The organism is Streptomyces sp. 1222.5 (assembly GCF_900105245.1).
GTDB lineage: Bacteria > Actinomycetota > Actinomycetes > Streptomycetales > Streptomycetaceae > Streptomyces > Streptomyces albidocamelliae.
Genome location: NZ_FNSZ01000001.1, coordinates 1,293,060 through 1,311,437, shown reverse-complemented (window position 1 = coordinate 1,311,437; position 18,378 = coordinate 1,293,060). Strand labels below are relative to the sequence as shown.

At 74.0% G+C, this 18,378-nt stretch carries 19 protein-coding genes; 12 read left to right on the top strand and 7 right to left on the bottom strand.

From position 1 onward, the window contains the following. Positions 1–245 precede the first annotated feature (245 nt). Both BLW57_RS05945 and BLW57_RS05940 read left to right on the top strand, forming a co-directional pair. Entirely contained in the window at positions 246–3,425 is a 3,180-nt protein-coding gene (locus BLW57_RS05945; RefSeq protein ID WP_093472660.1) for a cytochrome P450, read from the top strand. A 203-nt stretch (positions 3,426–3,628) separates the two neighbouring features. Continuing rightward, complete coding sequence (locus BLW57_RS05940) at positions 3,629–4,918, top strand: ROK family transcriptional regulator (protein WP_093472659.1); 1,290 nt, start codon at positions 3,629–3,631, stop codon at positions 4,916–4,918. A gap of 31 nt (positions 4,919–4,949) precedes the next feature. Here BLW57_RS05940 and BLW57_RS05935 read toward each other — a convergent pair whose 3' ends face one another. Then, positions 4,950–5,198 carry a hypothetical protein gene (locus tag BLW57_RS05935; RefSeq protein WP_093480552.1) on the bottom strand — a complete coding sequence of 83 codons (249 nt, stop codon included), beginning with the start codon at positions 5,196–5,198 and terminating at the stop codon, positions 4,950–4,952. Between the two features lie 30 nt (positions 5,199–5,228). Then, positions 5,229–6,260 (bottom strand): SDR family oxidoreductase, encoded by a 1,032-nt coding sequence (locus tag BLW57_RS05930; protein WP_093472657.1) that lies wholly within the window; start codon positions 6,258–6,260, stop codon positions 5,229–5,231. Positions 6,261–6,444: 184 nt separating this feature from the next. On the opposite strand from BLW57_RS05930, the gene BLW57_RS05925 reads away from it, so the two are divergent. Beyond that, positions 6,445–7,317, top strand: coding sequence for an alpha/beta fold hydrolase (locus tag BLW57_RS05925; protein ID WP_093472656.1), 873 nt, complete (start codon positions 6,445–6,447; stop codon positions 7,315–7,317). 253 nt (positions 7,318–7,570) lie between these two features. Here the strand turns inward: BLW57_RS05925 and BLW57_RS05920 are convergent, their stop codons facing one another. Both BLW57_RS05920 and BLW57_RS05915 read right to left on the bottom strand, forming a co-directional pair. Beyond that, on the bottom strand, positions 7,571–8,227 hold the full coding sequence (locus BLW57_RS05920) for an HAD family hydrolase (RefSeq protein ID WP_093472655.1): 657 nt from the start codon (positions 8,225–8,227) through the stop codon (positions 7,571–7,573). Positions 8,228–8,257: 30 nt separating this feature from the next. Next, entirely contained in the window at positions 8,258–9,325 is a 1,068-nt protein-coding gene (locus BLW57_RS05915; protein WP_093472654.1) for a PHP domain-containing protein, read from the bottom strand. A 158-nt stretch (positions 9,326–9,483) separates the two neighbouring features. Here BLW57_RS05915 and BLW57_RS05910 point away from each other — a divergent pair, with 158 nt between their 5' ends. From BLW57_RS05910 to BLW57_RS05900, 3 genes are read left to right on the top strand one after another with little or no spacing between them, the layout of a single operon-like run. Next, positions 9,484–10,287 (top strand): SDR family oxidoreductase, encoded by an 804-nt coding sequence (locus BLW57_RS05910; RefSeq protein WP_093472652.1) that lies wholly within the window; start codon positions 9,484–9,486, stop codon positions 10,285–10,287. A gap of 4 nt (positions 10,288–10,291) precedes the next feature. Beyond that, on the top strand, positions 10,292–11,317 hold the full coding sequence (locus BLW57_RS05905; RefSeq protein WP_093472651.1) for a DNA topoisomerase IB: 1,026 nt from the start codon (positions 10,292–10,294) through the stop codon (positions 11,315–11,317). A 35-nt stretch (positions 11,318–11,352) separates the two neighbouring features. Then, positions 11,353–11,601, top strand: coding sequence for a hypothetical protein (locus BLW57_RS05900; protein WP_093472650.1), 249 nt, complete (start codon positions 11,353–11,355; stop codon positions 11,599–11,601). Positions 11,602–11,610: 9 nt separating this feature from the next. On the opposite strand, the gene BLW57_RS05895 is transcribed toward BLW57_RS05900, so the two are convergent. Together BLW57_RS05895 and BLW57_RS05890 are read right to left on the bottom strand one after the other, a co-directional pair. Beyond that, positions 11,611–12,843 (bottom strand): RICIN domain-containing protein, encoded by a 1,233-nt coding sequence (locus tag BLW57_RS05895; protein ID WP_093472649.1) that lies wholly within the window; start codon positions 12,841–12,843, stop codon positions 11,611–11,613. Positions 12,844–12,937: 94 nt separating this feature from the next. Further along, positions 12,938–13,495 (bottom strand): VanZ family protein, encoded by a 558-nt coding sequence (locus BLW57_RS05890; protein WP_093472648.1) that lies wholly within the window; start codon positions 13,493–13,495, stop codon positions 12,938–12,940. A 244-nt stretch (positions 13,496–13,739) separates the two neighbouring features. Here BLW57_RS05890 and BLW57_RS05885 point away from each other — a divergent pair, with 244 nt between their 5' ends. The 6 genes from BLW57_RS05885 to BLW57_RS05860 are packed head-to-tail and all read left to right on the top strand — an operon-like array spanning position 13,740 to position 17,553. Next, the gene (locus BLW57_RS05885; RefSeq protein WP_093472646.1) at positions 13,740–13,934 is read left to right on the top strand and encodes a hypothetical protein; all 195 of its coding nucleotides are present in this window, start codon (positions 13,740–13,742) and stop codon (positions 13,932–13,934) included. After that, the gene (locus tag BLW57_RS05880; RefSeq protein ID WP_093480551.1) at positions 13,931–14,383 is read left to right on the top strand and encodes an MrpF/PhaF family protein; all 453 of its coding nucleotides are present in this window, start codon (positions 13,931–13,933) and stop codon (positions 14,381–14,383) included. The genes BLW57_RS05885 and BLW57_RS05880 overlap by 4 nt, the downstream gene beginning before the upstream one ends. 48 nt (positions 14,384–14,431) lie before the next feature. After that, positions 14,432–14,695 (top strand): hydrogenase subunit MbhD domain-containing protein, encoded by a 264-nt coding sequence (locus BLW57_RS05875; protein WP_093472645.1) that lies wholly within the window; start codon positions 14,432–14,434, stop codon positions 14,693–14,695. Beyond that, positions 14,692–15,429 carry an MnhB domain-containing protein gene (locus BLW57_RS05870; protein WP_093472643.1) on the top strand — a complete coding sequence of 246 codons (738 nt, stop codon included), beginning with the start codon at positions 14,692–14,694 and terminating at the stop codon, positions 15,427–15,429. The genes BLW57_RS05875 and BLW57_RS05870 overlap by 4 nt, the downstream gene beginning before the upstream one ends. A 10-nt stretch (positions 15,430–15,439) precedes the next feature. After that, entirely contained in the window at positions 15,440–15,787 is a 348-nt protein-coding gene (locus BLW57_RS05865; protein WP_093472642.1) for a sodium:proton antiporter, read from the top strand. After that, positions 15,787–17,553, top strand: coding sequence for a complex I subunit 5 family protein (locus BLW57_RS05860; RefSeq protein ID WP_093472641.1), 1,767 nt, complete (start codon positions 15,787–15,789; stop codon positions 17,551–17,553). Before BLW57_RS05865 ends, BLW57_RS05860 begins: the two co-directional genes overlap by 1 nt. On the opposite strand, the gene BLW57_RS05855 is transcribed toward BLW57_RS05860, so the two are convergent. Continuing rightward, a complete protein-coding gene (locus BLW57_RS05855) occupies positions 17,554–18,213 on the bottom strand; it encodes a DUF4230 domain-containing protein (RefSeq protein ID WP_176985479.1) in 660 nt (219 codons plus the stop codon). Positions 18,214–18,378: the final 165 nt, after the last annotated feature.

Below are 18,378 nucleotides of genomic sequence, written 5' to 3'. Positions count from 1 at the left end.
CGTCGTGCCCGGTGATCGTCGTGCCGCACGATCGTTGGCACACGATCGTCATGCCCACGATCCAAGACGAAGGGCCAGGTCAGCGGCAACTTCACCGCCCGCGGGCGCGACGGGCGGTCGGCGCGCAACCGCCCGGGAGCGGCTTTCCGCTGCACGAACGTGTAGTGCGGGTGCGTCCGGCCCCCTCGGTGCCGGACCACCCTGGAGCGGAGTACTCCGTTACCGCGAAAGGCAGTTGGCGCGCCATGCCCCCCACCGCACCGCGCCCCGCTCCGGCCGGCACCTTCCCCGCCGTGCCCGTCGTCGACATCACCGCCACCGGTCCCGGCCGCACCCCCATCCAGCAGGTCATGGAGCTGATGCGCACCCACGGCCCGGTGCTGGTGCGCCGGCTGCACGGCCGGGACGCGCTGGTCGTCGCCGACACCGAGCTGGTCGCCGACCTCGCCGACGAGGACCGGTTCGCCAAGCACGTCGGACCCGCCCTGGAGAACGTGCGCGCCTTCACCGCCGACGGTCTGTTCACCGCGTACAACGACGAACCCAACTGGGCCAGGGCCCACGACATCCTGATGCCCGCCTTCGCGCTCGGCTCCATGCGCACCTACCACCCCGCGATGCTCCGGGTGGCCCGTCGCCTCATCGATGCCTGGGACCGGGCGGCGTCGGCCGGGCGGCCCGTGGACGTGCCCGACGACATGACGCGGATGACCCTCGACACCATCGGACTGGCCGGATTCGGCTACGACTTCGGCTCCTTCGAGCGGCCCGAGCCGCCCCCCTTCGTCGAGGCCATGGTCCGCTGCCTGGAGTGGAGCATGACCAGCCTGGCCCGCACCCCGGGCACGGACCACACGGCGGCCGACGAGGCCTTCCGGGCGGACGCCGACTACCTCGCCGGCGTCGTGGACGAGGTCATCGCCTCCCGCGCCGGGACCGACCAGAGCGGTGCCGAGGACCTGCTGGGCCTGATGCTCAGCGCGCCGCACCCCGGCGACGGCACCACCCTGGACCCGGCCAACATCCGCAACCAGGTCATCACCTTCCTGATCGCCGGTCACGAGACGACCTCGGGCGCCATGTCCTTCGCCCTGCACCACCTCGTCGAGAACCCGGCAGCGCTCCGGCTCGTCCAGCGCGAGGCCGACGCCCTGTGGGGCGACACCGCCGACCCGGAGCCGACGTACGACGACATCGGCCGGCTCACCTACACCCGGCAGGTGCTCAACGAGGCGCTGCGGCTGTGGCCGACCGCCGCCGCCTTCAGCCGGCAGGCCCGCGAGGACACCCTGCTCGGCGGCCGGCTCCCGCTGCGCGCCGGACAGGCCGTCACCGTGCTCACGCCGATGCTGCACCGCCGGCCCGTGTGGGGCGACAACCCGGAACGGTTCGACCCCGAGCGGTTCACCCCCGAGGCGGAGGCCGCCCGCCCCGTGCACGCCTTCAAGCCCTTCGGCACCGGTGAACGTGCCTGCATCGGACGGCAGTTCGCGCTGCACGAGGCGACCATGCTGCTCGCCATGCTGGTCCACCGCTACCGGCTGCACGACCACGCGGGTTACCGGCTCAGGGTGAAGGAGACCCTCACCCTCAAGCCCGACGGACTCACCCTCACCCTGACCCCGCGCACCGCCGCCGACCGCGTCCACGCACCGCTCCCGGGCGCCGACTCCCGTTCGGGCGAGGAGGGTACGACCGCGGGCGCCCTCCCGGCCCGGGTCCGCCCCGGCACCCGTGCCCTCTTCCTGCACGGCAGCAACTACGGCACGTGCCGCGCCTTCGCCGCCCAGCTCGCCGACGTGGCCGCCGCCGTCGGCTGCGGCACCGAGGTGGCCGCCCTGGACGCGTACAGCGGCGAACTGCCCACGGACCGGCCCGTCGTCATCACCGCCGCCTCCTGCAACGGCCGCCCCACCGACGATGCCACCGCCTTCGCCGCGTGGCTCGACGGCACACCCGATCTGACGGGCGTGACCTACGCCGTCCTCGGCGTCGGCGACCGCAACTGGGCCGCCACCTACCAGCAGGTCCCCACCCGCGTCGACGTCCGCCTCGCCGAACTCGGCGCCACCCGCCTCACCGGGCGGGCCGCCGCCGACGCCTCCGGCGATCTCGGCGGCACCGTCCGGGACTTCACGGCCCGCCTGCGCACCGCACTGCTCCAGGAGTACGGAGACCCCGACGCCGTGCACGGCACCTCGGCCGAGCCCGCCCACGCCTACGAGGTCCGCCCGGTGACCGGCGGACCGCTGGACGCCCTCGCCGAGCGGCACGGACTCGTGCCGATGACGGTCACCGAGGCGTACGACCTCACCGCGCCCGCGCACCCGCGCGCCAAGCGGTTCCTGCGCGTCGCCCTGCCCGACGGCGTCACCTACCGCACCGCCGACCACCTCACCGTGCTGCCCGCCAACGCCCCGGACCTGGTGGACCGGGCCGTCGCCGCGTTCGGCCTGGACCCCGACGCCGTGCTGGACATCCGGGCCGCCCGCCCGCGCCGCGACGGCCTCGCGGTGGACCGGCCGGTCCGGGTCCGGGAACTCCTCACCCACCACGTCGAGTTGCAGGCGCGGCCGACCTCCCGGCAGCTGGCGCTGCTCGCCGGGGCAAACCCCTGCCCGCCCGAGCGTGCCGCCCTCGCCGCCCTGGACGGGGACGACCCCCGCACCCTGGTGGAACTCGCCGAGGACCACCCGGCCCTGCGCGGCGCCCTCGACTGGGCGCTCCTGCTCGACCTGCTGACCCCGCTGCGGCCCCGGCACTACTCCCTGTCCTCCTCGCCGGCCGCCGACCCCCACCACGCGGACCTGATGGTCTCCGTGCTGGACGCCCCCGCCCGCTCCGGGAAGGGCCGCTACCGGGGCACCGGCTCCGGCCATCTCGCCTCCCTCCGCCCCGGCGACACCGTCCATGCCCGCGTCCAGCCCTGCCGCGAGGTCTTCCGTGTCGACGGCTCGGCACCGGTGGTCATGGTGGCCGCCGGCACCGGCCTGGCGCCGTTCCGCGGTACCGTCGCCGACCGGGCAGCCGCCCGGGCGCGTGGCGTGGAACTCCCGCCCGCGCTGCTCTACTTCGGCTGCGACGCCCCCGACGCGGACTACCTGCACGCCGGGGAACTCCGCGCCGCCGAGGCGGCCGGCGCGGTCCGTCTGCGTCCCGCCTTCAGCGCCGCACCCGAGAACGGCGCCGCCTTCGTGCAGCACCGCATCGCCGCCGAGGCCGAGGAGGTCTGGCGGCTGCTCGGCGCCGGGTCCCGGGTGTACGTCTGCGGCGACGGCGCCCGCATGGCACCCGGGGTCCGCGACGCGTTCCGTACCCTGTACCGGGAACGCACCGCCGGCGCCGACGAGGCCGCGGCCCAGCGGTGGCTCGACTCGCTGGTGGCGGACGGGCGTTACGTCGAGGACGTGTACGCGGCGGGCTGAGCCGTGGGGAGGGGCGCCGCGCCGGACCCGGCGCCCCGGCGCCCGGCACCGAGCGTGCTCGTGGCCAAGCGGAACGCCTCCCTCGGCGGGAACCAGCGTCCCCGTCTTAGCTCATAGCGTGAACTAAGGGTTGTGCGAATGTCGCGCCCGGGCTGTCCGAAGGGGTATGTTGCAGGTCGGGCAGGGTTCGTGAAGGGAGCCGCATGGCGGGGCGGAACGGACGCACGGTACGCGACCTGAGGCGGGGCAACCGCACGGCGGTGCTGCAACGGCTGTACTTCGACGGCCCCCTGAGCCGATTCGAGCTGGGTCCGGCCACCGGCCTGAGCTCCGGCTCGGTCAGCAACGTGGTCGCGGACCTCATCGCCGACGGGCTGGTCGAGGAGGCCGGCAGCGTCGACTCCGACGGCGGCCGGCCGCGCACGCTGCTGCGGGTGTCCCCGCACAGCGGACAGATGATCGGCGTCGACGTCGGCGAAACCCGTGTCCGCGTCGAGCTGTTCGACCTGGCGCTCACCGAACTCGCCCGCACCGAGCGACCGTTGACGCCCCAGGGCTACGACGTGGACGTCATCGTCGGCCACATCCGCGACGGCATCGCCGAGGTCCTCACCTCCGAGCAGGCCGTGCCCGAGCGGCTGCTCGGCGTCGGCGTCGGTGTCCCCGGCATCGTCGAGCACACCCCGGACCGGGGTGCCGTCGTCCACGGCCAGACCATCGGCTGGGACGCGGTCCCGCTGGAGCGGCTGCTCCGCGCGACCTCCCCGCTCCCGGACGAGGTGCCGTACGTCATCGACAACGGCGCCAAGACCCTCGGCCAGGCGGAGATGTGGTTCGGCGCGGGACGCGGCGCCCGCAACGCCGTCGTCGTCCTCTTCGGCTCCGGCGTCGGCGCCTGCCTCGTCACCCCCGAGGTGGAGCACGGGCGGGCCGTCGAATGGGGCCATCTGACCGTCCGGGTCCGCGGACGCCGCTGCCGCTGCGGTGCGCCCGGCTGCCTGGAGGCCTACGCGGGCGCGGAGTCCCTGCTGGCCCGCTGGCGCGAGGAGGGCGGCCGGCCGCCGGAGGGCACCGACGAGGAGACCGCCCTCACCGCCATGCTGGCCGCCGCGTACCCGTCCGAGGGCACCGCGCCCGACCCGGTCGCACTGGCCGTCCTGGAGGAGACCGCCGAGTACCTGGGCGCCGGCCTGTCCGACCTGATCAACCTCTTCCAGCCCGAGCGGATCCTGATCGGCGGCTGGGCCGGGCTCCAGCTCGGCACCCGCTTCCTGCCCGCGGTCCGCCGGCACGCGACGACGTACGCCCTGCGTCACCCGGCCGACAAGGTGATGATCGACCTCGGCCGGCTCGGGCCCGACGCCGTCACCGTCGGCGCGGCGATCCTGCCCCTGGCCGACTTCTTCGCGAGCGGCGGCCGGCGCCCCGAACCGCTCGGCGAGGACCGCCTGCCGGCCTGGCGCGCGGCCCTGGAGGAACGCGCCCCGCGCTGACGGTGCCGGCGGCAGCCGCGTCCAGCCCGTCTCAGGCCGTCGGCTCGTCCGGTGTCGGGTGTTCCGGGTGCACGGTGCCCGAGCGTGGCGCGCCCCTGGGGCCGCTGCCGGCCTCGTCGGTGTCCGGCATGCCGTCCCCGTCCGGCTCCCCGGACACGGTGTCCCGCCCGTCCTCGTCCCGGTCCTCGTCGGGCCGGGCCTGCTGATCGGGCATGTCCCGGGGCACGGGACGGTCCTCGGCGCCGGGCCCGGTGCCGGACTCCGGCTGCTGTTCGGCCATCACGTTCTCCTCCTCCTCGCGGTACCGCACTCAGCCGACCTTCCGCCCCCGCATCGGCTCGGTCTCCATCCCGCCGCCCTTGCGCAGGCCCTCCAGGAACTCCTGGATCACCTCCGTCGCCGACCACCTGGGCTGCCAGCCCAGCTCGGTCTTCGCCCGGGCGCAGTCCATCAGGGGCAGCCGCAGCACGGCGTCGAACAGGTGCGGGGAGGCCGGCAGCAGATGCAGCCCCCAGGCCGCCGCGATCGCCGACCGGGCCGCCGCACGCGGCAGCCGTACCGGACGGGTGCCGAGCAGCCCGGCGAGCACACCGGCGTCGAGCGGCGGATCGGCGGCCAGGTTGAAGGCGCCGCGGGCGCCGTCCGTGTGCACGGCGAGCCGGTAGGCCTCGGCGGCGTCGTCCGTGTGCAGGGCCTGCACCCGCAGGCCGGGGACGTCCGGCAGGAACGGCAGCAGGTCGGGGCGGGCGAGCGGCCCGGGCAGGAACCGCCCCCCGAAGATGCGGCGCTGTTCGCTCGCCGACTCCCACTTGAACAGGAAGGCCGGACGCATGCGCACCACCCGCACCTCGGGGTGGTCGCGCTCGAAGACGTCCAGGGTGCGCTCCAGGTAGGCCTTCTCCCGGCAGTACGCGGCGTCCGGCCAGCCGTGTGTCGGCCACGACTCGTCCACCGCGTGGTCCTTGGGGCCCGGCGAGTAGGCGCCCACGGACGAGGCGTGCACCAGCACCGGCACCCGGGCCGCCGCGACCGCCTCGAACACCCGGATGCTGCCGAGCACATTGCTGCGCCAAGTGGTGGCCGGATCATGGGTCGGCTGGAATGCCCAGGCGAGGTGGATCACGGCGTCGGCGCCCTCGAACCGCTCCGCGAGGTTCGCCTGCTCCGAGGCCAGGTCCACGGCGGCCCACTCGGTCTTCGGGGGCGACCAGCCGGGCGTCCGCCGGGCGAGTCCCCGCACCGACTTGATCCCGGGATCCTCCGAGAGCAGGCGCACCACGCTCGTCCCGACATTGCCGGTGGCGCCGGTCACGACCACCCTGCTGCCCGCTGAGCTGCTCACCTTCGGCTCCTTCCGTCCTCGCGGCGGAGGCTGCGACGACCGGCCGGGTACCCGGGCGCCGGTCCGGCACACGCGGCATGACGTCCGGGGTAATCGACCGCGCGGGCCGGTCGGCGGCAGCATCCGGGGTGCAGAGAACGGCGGACGGACCGTCCGGCCGGACCCCCACCGAGGAGGCAAAGCCATGCCGTACTTCGAGAGCCCCGTCGACGGAACCCGTCTGCACTACGTCGACCACGGTCCCGCCGACGGACCGGTCGCCGTCTTCGTCGCGAGCGCCTACCTGGGCCACGAGATGTGGGAGTACCAGATGCTGCCCCTCGCGGAGGCCGGCCACCGCTGCGTCGCCCTGGACCGGCGGGGCCACGGCCGGTCCGACGACACCTGGTCCGGCTACGACCTCGACACCCTCGCCGACGACCTGAACGGTCTGTTCGACCATCTCGACCTGCGCGGCATCACCCTCGTCGGGCACTCGGTCGGCACGGCCGAGGTGATCCGCTGCCTCACCCGGCACGGCAGCGCGCGGGTGGACCGGGTCGCCCTCGTCGCCGGTGTCAGCCCCGGACTCGTCCGCTCGCCGGGGATCCCCGACGGGGTGGACCCGGCGGCCGTGCGCGCCGACGAGGAGCTGTTCCGGCGCGACCGGGCCGCGTGGTTCACCGCCTTCGCGGACGACTTCTTCGCGGTACGGCAGCCGGGCAACGACGTCTCGCCCGCCTACGTCCGCCACCTGATCGACCGCTGCCTGGTGGCCACTCCGCGTGCCGCGACCGGCATCCGGGCCGTCGTCGCGACACTGGACCTCACGGCCGAGCTGCCCGCGCTGGACGTCCCGGTGCTCGTCGTGCACGGCACCCACGACACCTCGGCGCCCCTCGCCCTCACCGGCCGGCGGCTCGCGAAGTTCGTCCCGGACGCGACCCTGAAGGTGTACGAGAACGGCGGTCACGGCCTGTTCGCGACGCACGCGGACCTGCTCACGGCGGACCTGCGGGAGTTCCTGGCCGCCGGACGGCGGACGCGGGACACCGTCGAGGCGGCCGCGGCCCGGTAGGCCGGGCGCATAGCGGCGGACAGGGAAGAGCCCCGGTCGCGACGGGGGAATCACGACCGGGGCGGTCAGGGGTGGGCACGAATGGCGGTCGCCTCTCGGCGAAAATCCACAGGGCTTCAGCCGAACGATCGTCCCTGTGGGCGGATGGTGAGGCCCGGGGACACTGTCCCATCCGCACCCACGGCTTGTTCAACGGGCAACCACCGCGTGCTGTTCCCGTCACCCGAGTGACCCGTGTCACGCGCGAGGAAACTCAGCCCAGCGCAGTTTCGGCGAGCCGTCCCAGAAGGTCCGCGGGATCGGCGTACACCGCCTCCGCCCCCGCCTCCTCCAGGTCGGCCCGCGGAATCCCGCCGCACAGCAGCCCGAGGCAGCGCACCCCGGCCTTGCTGCCGGCCTGCATGTCCCACACGGTGTCCCCGACGAACACCGCCCGCGAGGCCGGGACCCCGGCCAGCTCCAGGGCGTGTTCCACGGGCTCCGGGGCGGGCTTGCCCTCCGCCACGTCGTCGGCGCTCGCCGTGTCCTGGATCGCGTCGTCCGCATCGATCGCCCGGCGCAGCGCGCCCAGCTCGGCACCGCTCGCCGAGGTGGCGAGGACGACCGTCCAGCCGTCCCGGTGCAGCCGGCGCAGCAGCTCGCCGGCCTTCGGCAGGGCGGGGAGCCGGTCGAAGTACTGGCCGTAGAGGGCCTTGTGCGCCGCGCTCAGCGCGGCGTCCTGCTCCGTGTCCCGGTCGTCGCCGAGCAGGTGCGCGACGAGGTCGGTGGAGCCCAGTCCGACTGCCCGGTGGACGGCGTGCATGGGGACGTCGTGGCCGGCCTGCCGGAACGCCTCCCACCAGGTCACGACATGCAGGTGATTGGTGTCGACGAGGGTCCCGTCGACGTCGAAGACGGCGGCTCGGTCCATCCGGGGTCCTTTCTCTCACTGCCCGGACACTCACTGCCCGGACCGGGTACCACGCCCCGGAGCCGTCACGCGTGCCGGTGTCCGGCCCTCACGCGTCCAGGTCAGCAGCTCGTCCGCGGACCACGTCGTCACCACCCGCTCGGCCGGGACCCCGCACTCCTCCGCACGGGCGCAGCCGAGAATCTGCCAGTCCAGCTGGCCCGGCGCGTGCGCGTCGGTGTCGACGGCGAACAGCACCCCGGCCGCCACGGCCGTGCGCAGCAGCCGCCGGGGCGGGTCAAGGCGTTCCGGACGGCTGTTGATCTCCACCGCCGTGCCGGACTCGGCGCACGCGGCGAACACCTCGTCCGCGTCGAACTCCGACTCGGGCCGCCCCCGTCCGGTCACCAGGCGCCCGGTGCAGTGGCCGAGGACGTCGGCGTGCGGATCGCGGACGGCGGTCACCATCCGGCGGGTCATGGAGCGGGCGTCCATCCGCAGCTTGGAGTGCACGGAGACCACGACCACGTCCAGCCGGTCGAGCAGCTCCGGCTCCTGGTCCAGCGAGCCGTCCTCGAGGATGTCGCACTCGATGCCGGTGAGCAGCCGGAACGGCGCCCAGCGCGCGTTCAGCTCCGCGACCACCGCCAGCTGTTCGCGCAGCCGCTCCGGGGACAGTCCGCGGGCCACGGTCAGCCGCGGCGAGTGGTCGGTGAGGACGGTCCACTCGTGTCCGAGGTCCGCCGCGGTGCGCCCCATCTCCTCGATCGGGCTGCCCCCGTCGGACCAGTCCGAGTGGGTGTGGCAGTCCCCGCGGACGAGCGCCCGCAGACCGGCGCCGGGACCGGAGGGGGACGCACCGGCCTCCGCCTCCTCCTCCAGCTTGCGCAGGTACCCGGGCACCTCCCCGGCCAGCGCCTCGCGCGCCACCTGGGCGGTCTTCGGCCCGACCCCCTTCAGGGACTCCAGCGTCCCGTCCGCGGCCCGCTCGGCCACCTCCCCGGCGGGGAGGGCGGCCAGCATCCGGGAGGCGGTACGGAAGGCCCGTACCCGATAGGTGGGCGCCAGCGACCGCTCCAGCAGGAAGGCGATCCGGTCCAGTGCGGCGACGGGGTCCATGCACACCAGGGTCCGACAGGTGCCCCGAAGGGGCGCGGGGAACGGTGCGACGAGCCACGCGGCAGCCGCACGAGGACCCCCTCCCGGGCCGCCCGTTTGCCCGACGGGCCCCCGGGTACTGCGGAGCACCACACGCGACCGGAGCCAGGAGGACGCCCATGCCCGCCGAACCCGCGCAGCGCACCGCGTTGATCACCGGCGCGGACAGCGGCATCGGCCGTGCCACCGCCGTCCGGCTGGCCGAGGCGGGCCTGGACGTCGGCATCACCTGGCACTCCGACGAGAAGGGCGCCGAGGAGACGGCCGAGGAGGTCCGCGGCAAGGGGCGCCGCGCCGCCGTCGCCCGGCTCGACCTGACCCGGCTGCCCGGGGCCGCCGACACCGTCGACGAGCTGTGCGAGGAACTCGGCCGGCTGGACGTGCTGGTGAACAACGCCGGGACCGGCACGATGACCCCCTATCTGGACCTGACCCTGGCGGACGTGCGCCGGGTGCTGGACGTCGACCTGGTCGGCCCGTTCCTGTGCGGCCAGCGGGCGGCCCGGCACATGATCCGGCAGGGCGACGGCGGCCGGATCGTCAACGTCACCTCCGTCCACGAACACCAGCCGCGGGTGGGCGCGGCCCCCTACTGCGCGGCGAAGGGCGGGCTCGGCCTGCTCACCCAGGTGATGGCCCTGGAGCTGGCCGAGTACGGCATCACCGTGAACGCGGTGGCGCCGGGCGAGATCGCCACCCCGATGACCGGCCAGGAGGACACCGACGTGCACGCCGAGCGGCGCCCCGGCGTGCCGCTCGGCCGGCCCGGCGACGCCCGGGAGGTGGCCGCCGTGATCGCCTTCCTGGCGAGCCCGGACGCCTCCTACGTCACCGGCGCCTCCTGGAGTGTGGACGGCGGCATGCTCCGCATGGGCCCGCAGGCGGGATCCCACCTGACCGGCGACGACTGGCGCCGGCCCTGAGCCCATGAGACTGCGGACCAGCTCCCACGACGGCCCCGGCTTCCGGCGCGTCCGCGGCGGCCGGGGCTTCCGCTACGCCGACACCACCGGCGAGCCCCTCACCGACGCCGGACAGCTCGCCCGCGTCCGCGCCCTCACCATCCCGCCCGCCTGGCGGGACGTGTGGATCTGCCCCTGGCCCAACGGCCACCTGCAGGCCGTCGGCACGGACGACGCGGGACGCCGCCAGTACCTGTACCACGAGCAGTTCCGGGCCGAGCAGGAGAAGGCCAAGCACCAGCACGTGCGGCAGATCGCGCGGACCCTGCCCGAGCTGCGCGCCGAGATCGCCGGCGACCTGGCGGGACGCGGACTGAGCCGGGCCCGGGTCACCGCCTGCGCGGTCCGCCTGCTCGACCTCGGCTTCTTCCGCGTCGGCAGCGACCGGCACACCCGCACCAGCGAGACCTACGGCCTGACGACCATGCTCCGCGAGCACGTGACCTGCGCCCGGGACCGGATCACGTTCAGCTTCCCGGCCAAGGGCGGTGTCGAGACGGTGCGGGTCCTCGTGGATGACCAGGTGGGGACCGTCGCCCGGGCCCTGCTGCGCCGCGCGCGCGGCGGCGACCGCTTCCTGGTCTTCCACGAGGGCGGGCACTGGCACGACCTGCACGGCGACGACCTCAACGAGGCGCTGCGCCGGCTGTCCGGCACGGACGTCACCGCCAAGGACTTCCGCACCTGGCACGCCACGGTCCTCGCCGCCGTGGCGCTCGCCGTCGTCGACGGCGCCGCCCGCGACTCCGAGACGGCCCGGCGCCGGCAGATCACCCGCGCCGTCCGCGAGGTCAGCCACTATCTGGGCAACACCCCGGCGGTGTGCCGGGCCTCCTACATCGATCCGGCGGTCTTCGAGCTGTTCGACCAGGACGTGACCGTCGCCCCCGCGCTCACCCGGCTGGGCGAACACGGGGACTTCGGCCGTCCGGCCACGCAGGGCGCGGTCGAGGCGGCCGTACTGGATCTCCTGGACGGCAGCCGTGGATGACCCGTCCGCCCGGGTTGCGTTCTACGCTGAATTGCATGACCGAACAAGCAGCTCCTCACATCTCCCAACCGCGGATCCTGGTGCTCGGGGTGTGCCCGGGAAAGCCCGGCGAGCCGCCCTTCCGGATCATGGAGATCGACGGCGAGGTGGTCGGTCAGGCCAGGACCGTCACCGACGTCCTGGAGAAGGCCGCCTCCTTCGGCATTCCGATCCACGACCTGGACGACCCGGACGTGGTCCGCTTCGTCGGTGGTGACAAGTACACCTGGACGGTCCGCGGCTGAGCGGACGGCTCAGCCGACCGTCCACTTCTGGTTGGCGCCCCCGGTGCAGGTCCAGATCTGCAGCCGGGTCCCGTTCGCCGGGTTGTTCCCGGTGACGTCGAGGCATTTGTTCGCCTGCGGATTGACGATGTCGTGCGCCCCGGTGACGGTCCACTTCTGATTGGGGCCGCCGGTGCAGTCCCACAGCTGGACGGTCGAGCCGTCCGCGGTGCCGTTGCCGGTCACGTCGAGGCACTTGCCGAGCGCGCGGAGCGTGCCGTCCGGGCCGGCCGTCCACGCCTGTGCGCCGGTGCCGTTGCAGTCGTAGAGCTGGACCGGGGTGCCGTTCGCCGGGTTCGCGCCGGCCACGTCCACGCATTTGCCGGCGAGGCCCCGGACCGGCACCCCGGCCGCGCTGCCGCTCGTCGTCACCGACACGGAGTCGACCACCAGTTGCTGCGGGAACTGCGTGGAGCCGTCCGGGTCGCCGGGCCAGTAGCCGCCGACCGCGAGGTTCAGGATGAGGAAGAACGGCTTGTTGAACACCCAGGTCCGGCCGCCCAGGTCGGCGGGGGTGCGCCGCTGGTAGACGTTGCCGTCCACCGACCAGGTGATCGAGTCGGGCGCCCAGTCGACGGCGAAGGTGTGGAAGGCGTCGGCGAAGGCCTGTCCGTTCGGCAGCGAGTAGCCGGCGCCTATGCCGCCCGAGCCCGAGTAGCCGGGGCCGTGGATGGTGCCGTGCACGGCCGAGGGCTCGAAGCCGACGTTCTCCATCACGTCGATCTCGCCGGAGTCCGGCCAGTTGACCGGCGTGCCGAGCATCCAGAACGCCGGCCACATGCCCTGCCCGCGCGGGATCTTCATGCGCGCCTCGACATGGCCGTACTGTGCGGTGAATTTGCCCGCCGTGTTCAGCCGGGCCGAGGTGTACTGGCAGCTGCCGTACCAGCACTGGTAGCCGGCCGGGTTCTCCTTGCGGGCGGTGATGACCAGGTGGCCCTGTCCGTCCAGGGCCGCGTTCTTCGTGCCCGAGGTGTAGTACTGCCGCTCGTGGTTGTTGACGTTGTCGCCGGTCTCCAGCGTCCACTTCGAACCGTCGACCCCCGAGCCGGCGGGACCGTCGAAGGTGTCGGAGAACGTCGCGGCGGCCGCTGCCGCCGGGGCGGCGGACTGGGCCCGGGCGGGCCCGACGGCGGCGGAGCCGACCAGTAGGGCGGACAGGGCGGCGAGGAGACATCTGCGGAGCAGGCGTGGGGAGGCCATGGCTCTCCGTTCGGCGTGGGGGGTGAGATGCCTCTTGATTTAAGGAGTGAGATAAGAACCCGTCAATACCCTGGTACGGACCAGTTGCTGACGATCACTCGGCCGCCGGCCGTCGTACGCGCCGGTGCACCCCGCGCCCGAGCCGCCGCCCCAGCAGCAGCCAACCGAGCAGCGCCCCGGTGGTGTTGAGGATGACGTCGTCGATGTCGAAGGCACGCCCGGTGACCAGCGCGCCCTGCGCCAGCTCCACCATGAGCATCACCAGCGCCGTGAGCACCAGCACCTGGAGCATCCCCCGGGCGCGCGGGGCGAGCACCGGCACCAGCACCCCGAACGGCACACCGAGCAGCACGTTCCCGCCGATCTGTTTGACCGCGTCGCGGAACGGCGCGAACTCCACGTAGGCCTTCAGCGAGCGGCCGGGATGCAGATTGCTGTGCGTCAGCGACACCGACGCCGGGGACGGCTGCAGCGTGAGCCGGGCCAGTACGACGGCGAACGCCACCATGAACGTGAAGGCGACCAGCATGGCCAGCAGTCGTACGGGCAGGGCGAGCGCGTGCCGTTCGACCGGTGGGCGCGGCGCCTCGGCCCGCTCCTGTTTCCTCGGAGCGCGCAGCAGTGCGGGCAGACGCGAAGCGGTACGGGCCATGCGGTCCTCCAGGTCGTGAACTTCCCCGATTTTCCGAGCGGTTACCCGCAGTCCGGCCCGGGATGCCGCCGCCCGGGCCGTTATCGGGGGCGCATCGCCGGTTTCCGTTCACGCTCCCGGGGCACTCCGGGTACCGACCCGCGCGCCGCCGCCCCGCCGCGGGCCCGGCGGTGCTTGGATGCCCCGAGCGGTGCAGGGGACGAAGCACCGTACCCATGGGCGAAGCGGACCGAGGAGGTGGCGGATGACCCGGCGACCGGCCGGCCGCACGGTCCTCCTCGCCGCCGGCGAACTCCTCGCCTGGTGGGCGGCCCTGGCACTGCTGTGGCTGGTGCTCGTCTCCACCGTCGACACCCTCGAGCGGATCGTCGGCGCGAGCTGTGCCGCGCTGGGCGCGCTGCTGGCCCGGGCCGGCCGGCGGGCGGTGACGTGGCGGTGAACGGCTGGATCCTCGCGGCGACCGTCGAACTCGGCGGGGGAGGGGCGGCCGCCGTCTGGGGCGTGACCACCGGCCCGCTCGCCCGCCGGGTCGTCGCCCAGAACCTGACCACCTCGGTCGTCTGCCCGGCCCTGCTGCTCCTCTCCCAGGGCTACGGCCGCCCGGCCTACGTCGACCTCGCCCTGCTGCTCGCGCTGCTCGGCCCCGTCGGCACCCTCGTCTTCGCCCGGCTCCTCTCCGACGAACTGGAGCGCGAGGAGGCGGGCGCCTGGGGACCGACCTGGGCCGCAGCCGGGCTGGGCGCGGCCGTCGTGATCGCGCTGTGCGTGGCCGGCGGACCGGGCCGGGCCATGGTGAAACTGCTGGTGATCGGCGTCCTGCTGATCGGCGGCAACCTGATCGCCTCGCGCGCGCTGGCCGGTGGTATTCACGGGGTGCGCGGTGGCTGACGCGCGCCGGGCGGGAACGGCGGCCGGCGCACCGCCGGGAGGTGCCGCATGTCCGACGCACTGATCGTCGTCACCCTGCTCCTGGTGGCCGCCTCCGCCACCGCGGCCGTCGCCCAGCGCGACCCGGCCCGGCAGGCGCTGGTGCTCTCCGTGCTCGGCGTCGTCCTCGCCGCGCTGTTCACCGTGCTCCAGGCCCCCGACGTCGGCCTGTCCCAACTGGCCGTCGGCGCCGCGCTGACCCCGCTGCTGATCATGCTCTCGGTGCGCAGGATCCGAAGGCGCCGCACCCCGGACGAGGACGGCACCCGGTGAACCGGCTGCGGCTGTGGCTGCTGGCCGTCGGCGGCACCGGCCTGGCGGCCCTGCTGGCCGCGGCCTGCCTCGACCTGCCGGACTTCGGCGGCCGATGGCACCCGTACGGCGAACGGGCCGTCCGCGCCTCCCTCGACCGGCACACCGCCAACACCATCGCCTCCGTCAACTTCGACCAGCGCGCCTACGACACCCTCGGCGAGATGAGCATCCTGTTCGCCTCCGTCCTCGGCTGCGTGGTGCTGCTGCGCCAGGCCCGCGACGAGCACCGGGCCCGGCCCGAACCCGCCGAGGTGGCCCGGCCGGTCCGCCGCTACGCCCTGATCGTGCTCCCCGTCGCCCTGGTCACCGGCCTGTACATCGTCGCGCACGGCCAGCTCAGCCCCGGCGGCGGCTTCCAGGGCGGAGTCGTCGCCGCGACCGCCCTGCACCTGCTCTACCTCGGCGCCGACTACCGCGCCCTGGAGCGCGTCCGCCCGCTCGGCGTCTACGAGGTCTCCGACGCGGTCGCCGTCTCCTCCTACCTCGTGCTCGGTCTCGCGGGGATCCTGGCCGGCACCGCGTTCCTGGCCAACACACTGCTGCCGTACGGCACCTTCAACACCCTGGCCTCCGGCGGCACCGTCCCGCTGCTGAACGCGGCCATCGGCATGGAGGTGGCGAGCGCGGTGGTCGTCCTGCTCGCCAACTTCCTCGACCAGGCCGTCGAGATCGAGGAGGAGCAGGGGAGTTGAGAACACCGTGATGCACGTCCTTCCGTACCTGATCGCGGCCTACGTGTTCCTGGTGGGCTGCTACGGCCTCGCCACCAGCCGCAACCTCGTCCACGCCGTCGGCTGTCTCGCGGTCTGCCAGTCCGCCACGTACATCCTGCTGCTGGCGGTCGGCTACCGCGACGGCGCCACCGCGCCCGTCTTCTCCGACATCCGGCCCGGCTCCCGGCCCGTGGTCGACCCGGTCGTGCAGGCCCTCACCCTCACCGACATCGTCGTCGGCGCCACCGTCACCGCGCTGCTGCTCGCCCTGGTGCTGCAGATCGCCAAACGGCACGGCACCGTCGACCCCGACGAACTCCGGGAGCTGCGCGGCTGATGCACCATCTGCTCCCGCTGCTCGTCGCGATCCCGCTGCTCGGCGCGGCCTTCCTGGTCGTCGCCGGCCGGCGGCTGCCCCGGATCGCCGCCGAGATCACCGGTCTCCTGGTCTCGGGCGGCACCGCCGTCCTGGCGCTGCTCCTGCTGGCGTCCTCCGTCCCGCCGATGGTCGAGTGGGTCGGCGGCTGGCTGCCCGTCGGCGGCGAGAGCGTCGGTATCGTCGTGATCGGGGACGGCCCGGCGCTGGGCATGGCCACGCTGGTCTCGCTGCTGACCCTCGCCGCCCTCGCCTACTCCTGGCGGTACTTCGACGAGCCCCCGCACGGTCACCGCGGCGCGTTCACCGCCCTGATGCTGGTGTTCCAGGGCGCCATGTGCGGATTCGCCCTCGCCGGCGACCTGTTCAACGCGTTCGTGTTCTTCGAGCTGATGAGCGTCACGGCCTATGCGCTCACCGGCTACCGCATCGACGAGGCCAAGGCCGTGCAGGGCGCCCTGACCTTCGGCGTCGTCAACTCCCTCGGCGCGTACGCCATGCTGATGGGCATCGCCCTGCTGTACGCGCGCACCGGTGAACTCGGCATGTCGAAGATCGGGCGCGGCCTCGACACCGCGGCCGGGAGCGGCGGTCCGGACGCGCTGGTCCTCGCCTCCTTCGTGCTGGTCCTGACCGGCCTGCTGGTGAAGGCGGCCTCGCTGCCCTTCCACTTCTGGCTGCCGGACGCGCACGCCGTCGCCCCCACCCCGGTCTGCATGCTGCTGTCCGGGGTGATGGTCGAACTCGGCGTCTACGGCGTCTGGCGCGTCTACGGCACCGTCTTCGCAGGCCCCGGCGGCATCCCGGCCGCCGACCTGACCCGGGCCCTGGTGACGCTCGGCACCCTCACGGCCGCGGTCGGCGCCGTCATGTGCTGGTACCAGCGGCACATCAAACGGCTGCTGGCCTACTCCACCGTCGCCCACACCGGCCTGTTCCTCGTCGGCATCGGCGTCCTCACCCCCGAGGGCGACGACGGGGTCGCGCTGTACATCATCGGGCACGCCGGGGTGAAGGCCGCGCTGTTCGCCTGCGCGGGCGTGCTGCTCGACCGGTTCGGCAGCGTCGACGAGCACGCGTTGCACGGCCGGGCCCGCCGGCTGCGCGTGACCGCGGTGCTGTTCGCCGTCGGCGGCCTGGGCCTCGCGGGCCTGCCGCCGTTCGGCACCGGACTCGGCAAGGCGGTGACCGAGGAGGCGGTCGGCGGCCCGCTCACCGTCGTGTTCGTGGCCGCGTCCGCGATCACCGGCGGCGCGGTCCTGCGGGTCACGGCCCGGGTGTTCCTCGGGCTCGGGCCACGCCCGCGGGACGCCGAGTACGAGACGAGCGGCTCCGACGAGGAACCCGAGACCGGCGGTCTGCTGCGCCGGATCCCGGACACCATGACGACGGTGCCCGCCGTGCTGCTCGCCGGGGCCCTCGCCGTCGGCACCGTCCCCGGCTTCGGTGACCTGGTGGCCCGCTCGGTCAACGAGACGGGCTCGGGCGGCGCCCAGGTGGCCGTGCACTGGACGCTCCACGGCGCCCTGCTGGGCCTGGCCGCCACCGTGCTGGCGGCGGCCCTCGCCGCCCTCGCCGTGACCCGCCCCCGGTGGGTGGCCGCCCCCGACCGGGCCGCGCCGTTGCGCCGGCTGCAGTCCGGGCACGTGGGCGACTACGTGGCCTGGCTGCTGGTCGGCGCCACGGCGCTGGGACTGCTGGCCCTGCCGGGAGTGCTGGGCGGCTGATCAGCCCGGTCGCGTGCCGTAGGTGATGCGCACCTCCTTGAAGCCGAGGGAGCGCAGCAGCCCCTGGAGCATGGCGGTGGTGTTGCTCTCGGCGCGCGCGGTCAGCCCGCTGCTCCGCGCCGCGCCGCCGATGTGGCGCACGGCGACCTTCTGCACGGCCTGCTCGCTGTTGGGGTTGTCCGAGAACAGGTCGCCCAGCCGGTCCAGCAGACCGCGCTGCTTGGACACGGCGTAGGAGTGGTCGGGGTCGAGGGCGGGTTTGCCGAGCGCGGCGTGCGGCAGCCGGATCGTGGCGGACGTGCGGTCGCCGTTGACGGTCACGTCCTTCTCCCCGACCCGTCCGAGGTCGACGTAGGCGTCCACGGTGCCGGCCCCGACGTACAGGGTGCGGGTGCCGCGGATGGCGTCGGGCAGGAACTTGGCGTCCTTGTCCAGGTCCACGACGACCTGGAAGTTGCCCGAGGCCGCGTCGTAGCGGCTCATGTCCTGGATGGACCTGAGGAGCGCGGGTCCGGAGCGGTCGTGCGTCTCGGTGCCGAAAAGGTCCTTGATGCCCGGCAGCACGGCCAGCCGGATCCCGGCGAACAGCACCGCGAGCACCAGGACGAGGGCGGCCACGGCCTTGACCCAGCCGGGCATGCGTCTGACGGAAGTCCCCATCGCGACGGTCCTCCTTCCTTGTGTCCGGATGCCCGCCGACCGCCGTACCAGACAACTGCGTTGGCCGAACGTCCGGACCATCGGGCGGCTCGCGCCCCGGCCTGATCGTGCCGTCGCCGCCGGGCGGATGCGGTGGGGCGCCAGTAGCATGACGGCCCAGCCCCT